Origin of the sequence: Isoptericola cucumis (genome assembly GCF_014635665.1) — a bacterium.
Taxonomy (GTDB): domain Bacteria; phylum Actinomycetota; class Actinomycetes; order Actinomycetales; family Cellulomonadaceae; genus Isoptericola; species Isoptericola cucumis.
Map to the genome: position 1 here is coordinate 72,704 of NZ_BMDG01000014.1, position 12,235 is coordinate 84,938.

General features: G+C 72.1%; 10 protein-coding genes. 6 read left to right on the forward strand and 4 right to left on the reverse strand.

What is annotated here, in order from left to right:
• Nucleotides 1–27: 27 nt before the first annotated feature.
• From IEW03_RS17985 to IEW03_RS17995, 3 genes are all read left to right on the forward strand, one after another.
• Entirely contained in the window at nucleotides 28–879 is an 852-nt protein-coding gene (locus tag IEW03_RS17985) for an abortive infection family protein (RefSeq protein WP_188525082.1), read from the forward strand.
• A 314-nt stretch (nucleotides 880–1,193) separates the two neighbouring features.
• Nucleotides 1,194–1,595: a helix-turn-helix domain-containing protein gene (locus IEW03_RS17990; RefSeq protein ID WP_188525083.1), complete on the forward strand. Its 402-nt coding sequence runs from the start codon at nucleotides 1,194–1,196 to the stop codon at nucleotides 1,593–1,595.
• Nucleotides 1,592–2,611 carry a PIN domain-containing protein gene (locus IEW03_RS17995; protein ID WP_188525084.1) on the forward strand — a complete coding sequence of 340 codons (1,020 nt, stop codon included), beginning with the start codon at nucleotides 1,592–1,594 and terminating at the stop codon, nucleotides 2,609–2,611. Before IEW03_RS17990 ends, IEW03_RS17995 begins: the two co-directional genes overlap by 4 nt.
• Before the next feature lie 480 nt (nucleotides 2,612–3,091).
• On the opposite strand, the gene acnA is transcribed toward IEW03_RS17995, so the two are convergent.
• Nucleotides 3,092–5,866, reverse strand: coding sequence for an aconitate hydratase AcnA (gene acnA / locus IEW03_RS18005; RefSeq protein ID WP_188525086.1), 2,775 nt, complete (start codon nucleotides 5,864–5,866; stop codon nucleotides 3,092–3,094).
• A 265-nt stretch (nucleotides 5,867–6,131) separates the two neighbouring features.
• Here acnA and IEW03_RS18010 point away from each other — a divergent pair, with 265 nt between their 5' ends.
• Nucleotides 6,132–6,827: a DUF5701 family protein gene (locus IEW03_RS18010; protein ID WP_188525087.1), complete on the forward strand. Its 696-nt coding sequence runs from the start codon at nucleotides 6,132–6,134 to the stop codon at nucleotides 6,825–6,827.
• A 13-nt stretch (nucleotides 6,828–6,840) separates the two neighbouring features.
• On the opposite strand, the gene IEW03_RS18015 is transcribed toward IEW03_RS18010, so the two are convergent.
• The 3 genes from IEW03_RS18015 to IEW03_RS18025 all read right to left on the reverse strand — a co-directional run bounded on the left by IEW03_RS18015 (nucleotide 6,841) and on the right by IEW03_RS18025 (nucleotide 10,724).
• Complete coding sequence (locus IEW03_RS18015) at nucleotides 6,841–7,245, reverse strand: hypothetical protein (RefSeq protein ID WP_188525088.1); 405 nt, start codon at nucleotides 7,243–7,245, stop codon at nucleotides 6,841–6,843.
• Between the two features lie 69 nt (nucleotides 7,246–7,314).
• The gene (locus tag IEW03_RS18020; RefSeq protein ID WP_371870639.1) at nucleotides 7,315–8,652 is read right to left on the reverse strand and encodes a class I SAM-dependent RNA methyltransferase; all 1,338 of its coding nucleotides are present in this window, start codon (nucleotides 8,650–8,652) and stop codon (nucleotides 7,315–7,317) included.
• Nucleotides 8,653–8,723: 71 nt separating this feature from the next.
• Nucleotides 8,724–10,724 (reverse strand): APC family permease, encoded by a 2,001-nt coding sequence (locus IEW03_RS18025; protein ID WP_188525090.1) that lies wholly within the window; start codon nucleotides 10,722–10,724, stop codon nucleotides 8,724–8,726.
• A 73-nt stretch (nucleotides 10,725–10,797) separates the two neighbouring features.
• On the opposite strand from IEW03_RS18025, the gene IEW03_RS18030 reads away from it, so the two are divergent.
• Entirely contained in the window at nucleotides 10,798–11,451 is a 654-nt protein-coding gene (locus IEW03_RS18030) for a potassium channel family protein (protein WP_188525123.1), read from the forward strand.
• The gene (locus IEW03_RS18035) at nucleotides 11,451–12,233 is read left to right on the forward strand and encodes a potassium channel family protein (RefSeq protein ID WP_188525091.1); all 783 of its coding nucleotides are present in this window, start codon (nucleotides 11,451–11,453) and stop codon (nucleotides 12,231–12,233) included. Before IEW03_RS18030 ends, IEW03_RS18035 begins: the two co-directional genes overlap by 1 nt.
• Nucleotides 12,234–12,235: the final 2 nt, after the last annotated feature.

Here is a 12,235-nt window from a genome sequence, read left to right on the forward strand (position 1 = left end):
GCCCTCGCCCACGCGCAAGGAGATCCCATGGGAACCTTCACCCCGCGAGTGATGCGGCTGCTCTCCGACGAGCTGACGGCGACGTCGATGCGCGAGATCAACGCGCTGTTCGACGACCGGGGCATCGCGCTCGGCCCGCCGCAGCCGCGCGAGAACGATGAGAGCGTCCGACGAGAACTCATGCGCCGGTACCTCGTGACGCTCGATCTGGATGACCCTACCGATGCTCAGCGGCTCACCGCCGTCTTCAGCGACGTGCTGCAGAAGATCATCCACAGCAGCGCGACCGTCAGGGACAACAACGATCGGCTGCGCGACAAGTGGATCCGGATCTTGCGCGAGGACGGCTTCGACGTCGACGAGATCACCGACACCGTGCGACTCAACGGAGCCGCGGCCGGAGCGCGCCTTACCGAGCACGCGCTCAACGCCCTCCCCGATCCGCAGTCCATCCAAGATCACCTGCACAGGCTCGGCGACAGCGTCGACATGGATCCCCGGCTCGCGGTGAGCACCGCCAAAGCGCTGATCGAGTCCACCGCCAAGTGCGTGCTCACCGCCCGCGGGCAGAGCTACGCCCGTGCGGCAAAAGTGCCGACCCTGGTGAACGCCGCACAGGAATCGCTCGGACTCGCCCCCAAGTCAGTAGGCGACGAGGACCGCGCGCTCCGCCAGGCACTGCAGTCCCTGGTCACTCTCACCCAGAGCGTGACCGAGCTCAGGAACAGCGTCGGCATCGACCACGGGGCCGAGGAGGTGCCGAGATGGGTGCGTCCGCGGCATGCCCGCCTGGTCGTCGGCGCGGCCCAGGTCTGGTGCCAGCTCATGCTCGAGACGCTCGCTGATCCCGATGCACCCTGGCGTCGTTCGACATCCTGACCCCGGCCACCGCTGACTTCACCCGCTCAGCGCGTCGGCAGGTCACGCCATACTGGCAGCGTGAAGGAGACCACTGGGGCCGATGACGGCTCGGCGAGACGCGGCTGCACTCGCCTTGGGTGGCATGACGGTTCCTCCCTCATCCGTCCCGGCCGCCGTAGAGTCGATCGCAGGGAACGCTCCCGTTCCCGGATCAATCCCCAGGAGGCATCGCATGTCAGAGCTGGATCGACTGCTGACCGCCGATCGCGCTCCCGCCTGCTCCTCCCATCTACCCTGTGCGTTTTGAGCGTTTGACGACGTAGAATGAAGTCATGGCTGGAGCGATCGCGCATGACAAGGCACCGCAGCTGCGCGAAGCGGTGGACGAGGCGCTCCGCGGAGCGCCCGAGATCACGGACAGCGCCCGGGCGGCGTTCGCCCGGCTGCTCGACGTGCTCGAGTCCAGCGACGACGCGGTCGTGTTCCCGGCCGACGCGACGATCTCCACGAGCCAGGCGGCCGCGCTGCTCGGCGTCAGCCGGATGACCGTGGTGCGACTGGTCGACCGCGGCGAACTGGGAGCGGAGACCAGCGCCGTGCACCGGCGGATCCCGGTGTCCGAGCTGGCTCGCTACCAGGCGGAGACTCGGACGCGGAGGCGCTCCGCGATGGCCGAGCTCGCTGGTGACGTCACCGAGGCCACTCCTGCCGACCAGGTGATCGAGTCCCGGTGAGCGACGCTACAGCGGGGAGCATCCGAGCCGCCGTCCTCGACGCGTGCTCACTGGTTCCGATCAGACTGGCGACGACGCTGCTGTGGCTCGCCGAAGCAGGGGTCTTCGAGCCCCTCTGGTCGGACCAGATCCTCGACGAGGTGCAACGCAACCTCCCCAAGCTTGGCATCAGCGAGGAGAAGGCCAAGCACCGCGTGCGCACGATGCGCGACGCCTTCGGAGCAGCCGCGCTCGTCGACGACTTCGACCACCTGATCGATGACCTGACCTGCGACCCGAAGGACCGTCACGTGCTCGCGGCCGCGGTGCGGGCCGAGGCCGACACGCTGGTGACCTTCAACCTCAAGGACTTCCCGCCGGATTCCACGAGCGGCCGACAGATCGACGTCGTCCACCCCGACGCGTTCCTGACCGGCCTTCTCGCCGAGGACCCGATCAGGGTCGTCGAGGCCCTGAGCCGGGGCAGCGCCGACCTGAGGAACCCGGCGCAGACCGCCACCGAGTTCCTCGCCTCGCTGACCGCGACGGTGCCGATCTTCGCCAACCTGGCCGCCGACCAGGTCCGCTCCGTCGACGAGAGCCCCGACGCACCCTCCTCGCCGATCACGGCGCTCGTGAGCGCCGACCAGGACGAGGCCGTGGCCGCGTTCGGCGAGGCCGGAGACCTGACCGACCCCGCACAGGTCGTGCTCCAGTGGTGGACGGCGCTCGACGCAGAACCCGAGGTGGCGCGCGAGCTCACCTTCGCACCCCGCGCGTGGGGCGACTACCAGTGGGCCGTCGACATGCTCGCCGACAAGTCGCTCGCGTCACGGGTGATCAGCGCCGTCGACGAATCGGACCAGATCGCATTCATGCGCTTCATCCCCGAGGTCGCCGCCACCGCGCGGGCGTTCGCCGCCTACGCGACGACCGTCACATTCCTCACCCTGGTCAGGCTCGACGACGGTACATGGCGGGTGTGGGGCCTCGGCCCGGCGCTCCTGGCCGCAAGGGACATCATCGGCGACGCATAGATCAGGGATGCCGCCGCCGAGCTCGTGCACAGGGCTGGTCCCTCGCCCAGAGCGTCACCGAACTCAGGAACAGCGTCGGCATCGACCACGGAGCCGAGGAGGTGCTCAGGTGGGTGTGTCCGCGGCATGCCCGCCTCGTCGTCGGCGCGGCCCAGGTCTGGTGCCCGCTCGTGCTCGAGACGCTCGCCGACCCCGAAGCTCCCTGGCGTCGCGCGGAGAGCTGATTTCCGAAATCGTCGGACGCTGTCGAGCTGACTGCCACGCTTCCTCCCCCGCCCGTCGAAGGTCCCTAAGGGCTTGGCAGCGCTACGCGAACGGACGGCCAGGGACCAAGCGCTCCGACCGGTGGCGATGGAAGGAGGACGATGGAACGCACGCGCCCCGCCAGGCCGAAGCCTGACGGGGCGCGTTCTGTGGGACTCTAGAGCCGCTACCGAAGCATGCGGCTCGAGCAGCCGGACAGCCTCGTGTCCGAGCAGATCACTTGCTACCGACAAGTTGCCGAAGCACGTACTGCAGGATGCCGCCGTTGCGGTAGTAGTCCGCCTCGCCCGGCGTGTCGATGCGCACGACGGCGTCGAACTCGACGGCAGAGCCGTCCGCCTTGGTGGCGGTGACCTTCACCGTCTCGGGGGTCGTGCCCTCGTTGAGCGCGGTGACCCCGGCGACGTCGAACGTCTCCGTGCCGTCCAGGCCGAGCGACCCGGCCGACTCCCCGGCGGGGAACTGCAGCGGCAGCACGCCCATCCCGATGAGGTTGGAGCGGTGGATGCGCTCGAACGACTCGGTGATGACCGCCTTGACGCCCAGGAGCGCGGTGCCCTTGGCCGCCCAGTCGCGCGACGAGCCGGAGCCGTACTCCTTGCCGCCGAGCACGACGAGCGGGGTGCCGGCCGCCGCGTAGTCCTGCGCCGCGTCGTAGATGGTGTCCTGGGCGTTCTTCACGAAGTTGAACGTGTAGCCGCCCTCGACGCCGTCCAGCAGCTGGTTCTTGAGGCGGATGTTCGCGAACGTGCCGCGGATCATGACCTCGTGGTTCCCGCGGCGCGAGCCGTAGGAGTTGAAGTCACGACGCCCGATGCCGTGCTCGGCCAGGTACACCCCGGCCGGGCTGTCCGCCTTGATGGCGCCCGCCGGCGAGATGTGGTCGGTCGTGACCGAGTCGCCGAGCTTCGCCAGGACCCGCGCCCCGGAGATGTCCGCGACCGGCTCCGGCTGCGCGCCCATGCCCTCGAAGTACGGGGGCTTGCGCACGTACGTGGACTCGGGGTCCCAGGAGAAGGTGTCGCCCTCGGGGGTCTCGAGCGCCCGCCACCGGTCGTCGCCGGTGAACACGTCGGCGTAGTCCTTGGTGAACATGCCGCGGTCGATCGACGAGTCGATCGTGGCCTGGACCTCCTCCGGCGTGGGCCAGATGTCCCGCAGGAAGATCGGGTGGCCGGCCTCGTCACGACCCAGCGGGTCGGACTCGAAGTCGAACTCCATGGTGCCCGCCAGCGCGTACGCGATGACCAGCGGCGGCGACGCGAGGTAGTTCATCTTCACGTCGGGGTTGATGCGCCCCTCGAAGTTGCGGTTGCCCGACAGCACCGAGACGACCGACAGGTCGTGCTCGTTGACGGCCTCCGAGATCTTCTCGTCCAGCGGGCCGGAGTTGCCGATGCAGGTGGCGCAGCCGTAGCCGACCAGGTGGAAGCCGAGCTTCTCCAGGTACGGCCACATGCCGGCCTTCTCGTAGTAGTTCGTCACGACCTGCGAGCCCGGCGCCATGGACGTCTTGACCCACGGCTTGGACTCCAGGCCCTTCTCGACGGCCTTCTTCGCCAGGAGCGCCGCCGCGAGCATGACCGACGGGTTCGACGTGTTGGTGCACGAGGTGATCGAGGCGATCGCGACGGCACCGTGGAACAGGTCGAACTCCTTGCCCTCGCTGTCCGTCACCGGCACGGTGCGGCGCACCTGGGCGTGGGTCGACGGCGAGTCGGAGGCCGGGAAGGACTCCTTCTCGGCCTCGTCCACGGAGTCGATGACCTCGGACGCGTAGTTCGGCAGGTCGCGGGCGAACGCAGCCTTGGCGTGCGACAGCTCGATCCGATCCTGCGGGCGCTTCGGGCCGGCGATGGACGGCACGACCGTGCCGAGGTCCAGCTCGAGATACTCGGAGAACTTCGGCTCGACGTAGGTCTCGGCGCTCGGGTCCAGCCACAGCCCCTGCTCCTTGGCGTACGCCTCGACGAGCGCGACCTGCTCGTCGCTGCGGCCGGTGAGGCGCAGGTAGTCCAGCGTGACGCCGTCGATCGGGAAGATCGCGGCGGTCGAGCCGAACTCGGGGCTCATGTTGCCGATGGTGGCGCGGTTCGCGAGCGGCACCTGGGCGACGCCCTCGCCGTAGAACTCGACGAACTTCCCGACCACGCCGTGCTGGCGCAGCATCTGGGTGATCGTGAGCACGACGTCGGTCGCGGTCACGCCGGCGGGGATGGAGCCGGAGAGCTTGAAGCCCACGACACGCGGGATGAGCATCGACACGGGCTGGCCGAGCATGGCCGCCTCGGCCTCGATGCCGCCGACGCCCCAGCCGAGCACGCCCAGGCCGTTGACCATGGTGGTGTGCGAGTCGGTGCCGACGCAGGTGTCGGGATACGCACGAAGCACCGGCGCAGCACCGTCCACGGAGACCTCGCGCGTCATGATCGTGCGGGCCAGGTACTCGATGTTCACCTGGTGGACGATGCCGGTGCCCGGGGGGACGACCTTGAAGTCGTCGAACGCCGTCTGGCCCCAGCGCAGGAACTGGTAGCGCTCGTGGTTGCGCTGGTACTCGAACTCGACGTTGCGGGTGAACGCGTCCGCGCGGCCGGCGACGTCGATCTGCACCGAGTGGTCGATGACCATCTCGGCGGGCGCCAGCGGGTTGATCCGCTTCGGGTCGCCGCCGAGCTCGGCGACGGCCTCGCGCATGGTGGCGAGGTCGACGACGCAGGGCACGCCCGTGAAGTCCTGCATGATGACGCGCGCCGGCGTGAACTGGATCTCCGTGTCGGGCTGCGCGTCCGGGTCCCAGGACGCGAGGGCGCGCACGTGGTCGGCCGTGATGTTGGCGCCGTCCTCGGTGCGCAGGAGGTTCTCGGTGAGGATCTTGAGGGAGTACGGGAGGCGCTCCGCGCCCTCCACGGCGGCCAGGCGGAAGATCTCGTACGACTTCCCGCCGACCTCCAGCGTTCCCTTCGATCCGAACGTGTCGACGCTGCTCACTGCGGCTCCTTCTACGGGGCTGTCGGCGCGGACACCGCGACCGTGCTGCGACGAGGCTGCGACGAGACGGTCCGACGCCGTGGTGGTTCCGGGGGGCTCCGCCCAGCGTACGCACGCGCCGCCGGGCTACGCCCAGCATAGCCCATATATCTTGACGTCAAGATACTTCGCGGACGGTGCCCTCGGGCCGGGGGCCCGACCGCCCTCGGGAACACCGCAGGTCGCCGGGTCGTTGAGGCCCTGTCGCCCACCGGAAGGATGCTCGATGCCGACCGCCTCCCCCGCCACGCTCCCCGCCGCACCCCGCACGCTCCCGCCCCTGACCGCGCAGGCCGACCTGCTCGTCTCGCGCGGCGTCGTCGGACCCGACGTGCTCGCGCCCGACGCGCTGCGGTCCGCCGCCGCCGGGCTCGAGGCGACCGCACCCGACGGGGCGCTCCTGGTCGTCCACCCCCGCCTGCTGCCGCCGTCCGCGCTCGCCGGCCACCTGCGGCGCACGGCCACGGTGCGCCGCCGACCGGTGGAACGCGCCGGCTTCGTCGTGGTGGACATGCCGGACGTCGACGAGTTCGCGCCGGTGCCCGGCGTCGACGTGCCCGACGCCGACGTCTACGCCGTCGCCGCGCCGGACCGCGGGGACGACATGGCGAACTGGTCGCCCGAGGAGGCGGCGCCCGAGATCGCCGGCCGCGGCAGCAGCCCGCTCACCCTCGCCGAGGGCATCCACTGGGCGCTCCAGGCGCCAGCGGCCCTGGAGCGCAACCTGTGCTTCATGACGATCGGGTCGCGCCTGCGACGCGCGGACGGGACCTACGACGCGCGCACCCCGGCCGTCTGGATCTCGAACGGCACCGGGCGGGACGGCAGCGAGCGCCGCGGCGCGCCGAAGGTGGGCTGGTGCTGGTGGCGCAACCGCCACACGTGGCTGGGTTTCGCGTCGACGTCGGCGCGGACCTCCTGACCGCGGGCCACCGTCAGCGGACCTCCAGCTCCACGTCGATCCGGGCCGGGTCGACACCGCCGGGCACCGCGACCACGCTCGTGGTGTAGACGAGGTCGGCCGTGCACGGGCCGTCGTCGTCGCTGTCCAGCACGACGGTCACGACGTCGCCGTCGGCGCTCACCTCCCGCGGCAGCAGCGGGCACGACGAGCTCCCCGCCGCGTAGACGGCGAGCTTCCCGTCGTCCCCGAGCACCCAGCCGGGTCGCGCGCCGCCCAGGTCCGCCTCGACGCCGCCGGGCAGCCCCTGGTAGGTCGCGAGCACGAGCCGCTCCGGCGGCCTCGCGACGAGCGCGACCACGACCGCCAGCGCCACCACGGCGGCCACGACCGCCAGCCGCAACGGCAGCCATCGCCGGGTGCCACGCCGCCTGTCCACCTGCCGACCGTAGCCCAGCGACCGCCCGGCCGGACGCCCCGGCCGGGGCCCGCCGAGGGTGGCACGCGCTCAGCGGTCCAGGACCGCGACCGCCTCGACGTGGTGCGTGTGCGGGAACAGGTCGAAGGCCCGCAGGCCGGTGAGCCCGTAGCCGTGGGACGCGAGGTACGCGACGTCGCGGGCCAGCGCCGCGGGGTCGCACGCCACGTAGACCACGCGTGCGGGGCCGCGCGCGGCGACGGCGTCCACGACGGCCCGGCCTGCCCCGGCGCGCGGCGGGTCGAGCACGACGGCGTCGGCACGGCCCACGGCCGATCCGCCGGCGTCGCCGTCGGCGAGCACCCGGTCGACGGCCCCGAGGTGCAGCTCGACCCCGGGCAGGTCGTGCGCGTTGCGTCGCGCGTCCTTCACCGCGCGGGCGTCGCCCTCGACGGCGACGACCCGGCCGGCGGCGCCCACGGCGGCGGCGAGCGGCAGGGTGAACAGGCCGGCACCGGAGTACAGGTCGAGCACCTGCGCGCCGTCCACGTCGCCGAGCGCCGCGAGGACCGCGTCCACCAGGACGCCGGGCGCCTCCCGGTGCACCTGCCAGAAGCCGTCCGCGGAGACCCGGTACCGGAAGTCGCGGCCGTCGCCGAGGTGCAGCGCCTCGGTCACGGCACGGCGGGCGTTGGGGCGGGTGTCCGCGCGCCCGCGCCGCCAGGGGGTGCCGTCGACGAGCAGCACCGGGTCGGCGCCACCGGCCGGGGCGACGAGCTCCAGGCGCGCGCCCGGTGTCCACCGGCGGGTCCAGACGCCCTCCGCCTCGGCGAGGTCGGCGACGTCCTGGGTGGCGAGGGGCATCGCCGTCAGCGGCTCGACGTCGTGCGAGCGGAACCGGCGCATGCCCGCGCGGCCCTCGGCGTCGGCGACCAGCTCGATGCGGGTGCGGTACCCGAGGCCCCCGCGCTCGACGTCGCCCGGCGCGGCCTCGACCTCGACCTCCCGGTCCAGCTTCGCGAGCCGCGACAGCTGCTCCGCGAGGACGGCTGCCTTCCAGGCCCGCTGGGCGCCCAGCTCGACGTGCGCGAGCTCGGCGCCGCCGACTCCCCCGGGGCCGGCCTGGGGCCACGCCGACGGGACGCGGTCGGCGGACGGCTCGAGCACCTCGACGGCGTCGGCCCGCCAGAACCGGGACCCCGTCTCCGTCACCCGCGCGACGACACGCTCCCCGGGCAGCGTGTGACGGACGAAGACGACGCGCCCGTCGAGACGCGCGACGCAGTGCCCGCCGTGCGCGACCGGGCCGATCTCGAGCTCGACCTCACGGCCGACCTCCGGGTCGACGACGTCGGGGCGGGGGCGCGGGGCGGGACGGCCGGAGCGACCTGGGCGGGTGCGTGGGCCGGGATGGCGCTGTCGAGGCATGGGCACCATTCTCCCCTGCCGGCGCGCCGGCCGCCGCCACGGGGCCGGGTGGCCCGGAGGAGCCGGAGCCCTCAGTACCGGCGTCCGCCCGGCGAGTACGTGGGGCCCTCGAGGCCGGTCTGTCCCGCGCTCGACGACAGCTGCCACGGCACCGACGCGACGACGACGCCCGGCGTGAACAGCAGGCGTCCCTTGAGCCGCAGCGCGGACTGGTTGTGCAGCAGCTGCTCCCACCAGTGCCCGACGACGTACTCGGGGATGTAGACGACCACGAGGTCGCGCGGCGACTCCCGTCGCACGGAACGTACGTACTTGAGGATCGGCCGGGTGATCTCGCGGAACGGCGAGTCCAGCACGCGCAGCGGCACGGGCAGGTCGAGGGACTCCCAGCGCGCCCGCAGGTCGTCGATCTCGTCGGGGTCGACCCCGACGGTGACGGCCTCCAGCATCGACGGCCGCGACGCGCGCGCGTACGCCAGGGCGCGCATCGTCGGCTTGTGGACCTTGGACACGAGCACGATGGCGTGCACGCGGCTCGGCAGGGCGCGCGCGGCCGACAGGTCGTCCAGGGCCAGCTCGTCGCGCACCCGCTCGTAGTGCGAGCGGATGGCACGCATCAGCACGAAGAGGCCGGCCATCGCGACCACCGTGATCCACGCCCCGTGGCCGAACTTGGTGACGAGCACGATGAGCAGGACGGCGGCGGTCATGACGAAGCCCACGCCGTTGACGACGCGCGACCGCTTCATCCGCGACCGCTCGCGCGGCGACGGCTCGGTGCGCAGCGCCCGTGTCCAGTGCCGCAGCATCCCCAGCTGCGACAGCGTGAAGGAGACGAAGACGCCCACGATGTACAGCTGGATCAGCCGCGTGACCTCCGCGTCGAACGCCACCACGAGGACGACGGCACCCACCGCGAGCGTGAGGATGCCGTTCGAGAACGCGAGCCGGTCGCCGCGCGTGTGCAGCTGCCGCGGCAGGTAGCCGTCCTTGGCGAGGCGCGAGCCGAGCGCCGGGAAGCCGTGGAAGGCCGTGTTCGCCGCCAGCAGCAGGACGAGCACCGTGACGACGACGATGACCGAGACGATCACCGGCACGCCCGCGAACACCACCTCCGCGAGCTGACCGAGCACGGGGTGCTGGGTGTAGGACTCGGGCACCGGCCCGCCGTCCAGGGTCAGCTGCGTGCCCGGGTCCTGGACGAAGCGCACGCCCGTCGCGCGGGCCAGCAGCAGGATCGTCATGAGCATCGCCGCGCTGATGATCCCGAGCAGCGCCAGGGTCGCCGCCGCGTTGCGCGCCCGCGGCTTGCGGAACGCGGGGACCCCGCTGTTGATCGCCTCGACGCCGGTCAGCGCGACGGCACCCGAGGCGAACGCGCGCGCCACCAGGAACGCCCCCGCCACGCCGACCAGGCCCTGCTCGAACCCGGCCGCGGGCACCACGTCGTACGCCGCGCTCTCGGCATCGGGGAGCGTGCCGCTCAGGTACCGGACCGCGCCGACCACGGCCAGCAGCCCCATGATGCCCATGAAGCAGTACACGAGGACGGCGAAGACCCGCCCCGACTCGCGCACCCCGCGCAGGTTGAAGAGCGTGACCACCAGGACGAGCGCCACCGCGACCACGGTCTCGTTGCCGCGCAGCGCCGGCACGACGGTGGCGCCGTACTGGGCCGCCGAGGAGATCGAGACGGCGACGGTCAGCACGTAGTCGACCATGAGCGCGGACGCCACGCCGACGCCGGCAGAGCGACCGAGGTTGGTCGTCGCGATCTCGTAGTCGCCGCCTCCCGAGGGGTAGGCGCGCACGTTCTGCCGGTAGGAGGCGACCACCACGACGAGGACCACGACGACCACCAGGCCGACCCACGGCGAGATCGCGGTGGCGGTGACGCCGGCGATCGCCAGCATCAGCAGGATCTCGTCGGGCGCGTACGCCATCGACGACAGGGCGTCCGACGCGAAGACCGGCAGCGCCAGCCGCTTGCTCAGGGAACGACGCTCCGCGCTCTCGCTCCGGATGGGGCGGCCGAGCAGGAGCCTCTTGGCCACGTCCGCGATGTCCGACACGTCGACCCATGCTAGGCCCGCGCGGTCACGGCGGCGCGATCGGTATAGCGTTTCGCTCGTGCACTTCGTGATCATGGGCTGTGGCCGTGTCGGCGCCACCCTCGCGCAGACGATCGGGTCGCACGGCCACTCGGTGGCCGTCATCGACCAGAACCCCGACTCGTTCCGGCGCCTCGCGGCCGACTTCTCGGGCCAGAAGGTCACGGGGGTCGGCTTCGACCGCGACACGCTGACCCAGGCGGGCATCGAGGACGCGTACGGGTTCGCCGCGGTGTCCGACGGCGACAACTCGAACGTGCTCGCCGCCCGCGTGGCGCGCGAGACGTACGGTGTGGAGAACGTGGTCGCCCGCATCTACGACCCGCACCGCGCGGAGATCTACCAGCGGCTCGGCATCCCGACGGTCGCCACCGTGCGCTGGACGGCGGACCAGGTGCTGCGCCGCATGCTGCCGCTCGGCGCCACCGACGAGTACCGCGACCCGTCGGGACAGGTGCGCCTCGCCCAGGTCGACTACCACCCCGGGTGGGCCGGGACGACGGTGCGCCGCATCGAGCAGGTCTCGGGCGCCCGGGTCGCGTTCCTGTCCCGGTACACCGACGGGCTGCTGCCCACCGCCGACACCGTCCTGCAGGAGAACGACGTGCTCCACGTGCTGATGCGGGGCGACGACGCCGCCGCGGTCGAGCGGACGCTCACCCACGCCCCGCGCGAGGAGGAGGACTGATGCGCGTCGTGATCGCCGGGGCCGGCTCGGTGGGGCGCTCCATCGCCCGTGAGCTGCTCGCGCACGAGCACGAGGTCGTCCTCGTGGACAAGAGCCCCGCGGCCATGCGCGTCGCCCAGGTGCCCGAGGCGGAGTGGCTCCTCGCCGATGCCTGCGAGCTGGGCTCGCTCGAGGACGCGCAGGTCACGGACGCCGACGTCGTCGTCGGCGCGACCGGCGACGACAAGGTCAACCTCGTGTTCTCGCTGCTGTGCAAGACGGAGTTCGGGGTGCCCCGCACCGTCGCGCGCGTGAACAACCCCAAGAACGAGTGGATGTTCGACGGCTCGTGGGGCGTCGACGTGGCCGTCTCCACCCCGCGGATCATGACGTCGATGGTCGAGGAGGCCGTCGCCGTCGGCGACCTGGTGCGGATCTTCACCTTCCGCCAGTCCCGCGCCGACCTGGTGGAGGTCACGCTGCCTGCCGACTCCGTCCTCGTCGGGCGCCGCGTCGGCTCCGTGACCTGGCCGCGGGACACCGTGCTGGCGTGCGTCGTGCGCGGCTCGATGCCGATCGCCCCCAGCGTCGACGACACCCTCGAGACCGGCGACGAGCTGCTGCTCGTCGTCGGCGGCGAGGGCGACCACGACGACCTGCAGCGGCTGCTCGTCGAGGGCGACGGGCACGACGACCGCGCGGACGAGCCCGTCGACGCCCCCGTGGCCGCGGCCGCGGACGAGCAGGAAGCCGCCGCGGACCGGCCGGAGCACGCCGGCGACGCCGAGCCGCGGGACGGCTGAGC

Excerpts from the sequence above, each read along its gene's own strand:
- IEW03_RS17985 (WP_188525082.1), top strand. The coding sequence starts at position 28 with ATGGGAACCTTCACCCCGCGAGTGATGCGGCTGCTCTCCGACGAGCTG.
- IEW03_RS17990 (WP_188525083.1), top strand. The coding sequence starts at position 1,194 with ATGGCTGGAGCGATCGCGCATGACAAGGCACCGCAGCTGCGCGAAGCG.
- IEW03_RS18010 (WP_188525087.1), top strand. The coding sequence starts at position 6,132 with ATGCCGACCGCCTCCCCCGCCACGCTCCCCGCCGCACCCCGCACGCTC.
- IEW03_RS18020 (WP_371870639.1), bottom strand. The coding sequence starts at position 8,652 with ATGCCTCGACAGCGCCATCCCGGCCCACGCACCCGCCCAGGTCGCTCC.
- IEW03_RS18030 (WP_188525123.1), top strand. The coding sequence starts at position 10,798 with ATGGGCTGTGGCCGTGTCGGCGCCACCCTCGCGCAGACGATCGGGTCG.
- IEW03_RS18035 (WP_188525091.1), top strand. The coding sequence starts at position 11,451 with ATGCGCGTCGTGATCGCCGGGGCCGGCTCGGTGGGGCGCTCCATCGCC.